The 1,405-nt window shown below is 67.8% G+C and carries 1 protein-coding gene; it reads right to left on the reverse strand.

All coding sequences use genetic code 11. The features are described 5' to 3' along the window. A partial coding sequence (locus DIE12_RS37675) for a phosphomannomutase/phosphoglucomutase (protein WP_148092736.1) occupies positions 1-1,382 on the reverse strand: 1,382 nt, incomplete at its 3' end. Positions 1,383-1,405 lie beyond the last annotated feature (23 nt).

A 1,405-nucleotide genomic window follows, 5' to 3' on the forward strand; every position in this document is an offset into this window, starting at 1 on the left:
TCGACGTCCGGCTTCGCGGCCGTCAGCACGCGGCGGAAGTCCGCCTGGATGCGCTCGAGCCCTTCCTTGGTCTCCGCTTCAAAGCGCAGCACGATCACCGGCGTCGTGTTCGACGAACGCGCGAGGCCGAAGCCGTCCGGGTACTCGACGCGCAGGCCGTCGATCGTCACGACTTCGTCGGCGCCGTCGAACTTCGCTTCCTTCTGCAGCTTCTCGATCAGGCGGAAGTTCTCGCCCTCCTCGAGCTTGAGCTGCAGTTCCGGCGTGCTCATCGCGTCCGGCAGCGCATTGAGCAGTGCGCTCGGATCGGCCGTCTTCGCGAGGATCTCGAGCAGGCGCGCGCCCGTGTAGAGACCGTCGTCGAAGCCGTACCAGCGGTCCTTGAAGAACACGTGGCCGCTCATCTCGCCCGCGAGCGGTGCGCCCGTCTCGCGCAGCTTCGCCTTCACGAGCGAATGGCCCGTCTTCCACATCAGCGGCTCGCCGCCCTTCGCCTTCACCCACTGCGCGAGATGGCGCGTGCACTTCACGTCGTAGATGATCTGCGCGCCCGGGTTGCGCGACAGCACTTCCTCCGCGAACAGCATCAGCTGGCGGTCCGGGAAGATGATCTGGCCGTCCTTCGTGACGACGCCCAGGCGGTCGCCGTCGCCGTCGAACGCGAAGCCGAGTTCGGCGTCGGTGTCCTTCAGCGCCTGGATCACGTCCTGCAGGTTTTCCGGGTGCGCGGGATCGGGGTGGTGGTTCGGGAACGTGCCGTCGATGTCGGTGAAGCGCTCGACGAGTTCGCAGCCGAGCGCCTTGAACAGGCGCGTCGCGAGCGGACCCGCGACGCCGTTGCCGGCGTCGACGACGAGCTTCAGCGGGCGCGCGAGCTTGATGTCGCCCACGATTCGCGCGATGTACTGATCGGCGACATCGAACTGCTCGAACGCGCCGCTGCCCGTTTCATAGCGCTCGTCGACGATGCGGCGGTACAGCGCCTGGATCTGCTCGCCGTAGATCGCCGCGCCGCGCAGCACCATCTTGAAACCGTTGTAGTCGGGCGGGTTGTGGCTGCCGGTGACGACGATGCACGAATCGACGCGGCGCTCGCCGCCCTTCAGCGCAAGCGGCACGCTCGCCGCGAAATAGCCGACCGGCGTGGGCACCATGCCGACGTCGACGACGTCGACGCCTGCCGCACGCAGGCCATCGGCGAGTGCGCCGACGAGCTCGGGCCCCGACAGGCGGCCGTCGCGCGCGACGACGACCGCATCGCCGCCCTGGGCGCGCACTTCGCTGCCGAAGGCCCGGCCGATCGCGCGCGCCGTGTCGGCGTCGAGCGTCTTGCCGACCACACCGCGAATGTCATATGCCTTGAAGATGGATTGGGAGATCATCGATTCTCTCTGGGTTGCGTGCA

Origin of the sequence: Burkholderia sp. Bp9015, assembly GCF_003853505.1 — a bacterium.
Taxonomy (GTDB): Bacteria; Pseudomonadota; Gammaproteobacteria; order Burkholderiales; family Burkholderiaceae; genus Burkholderia.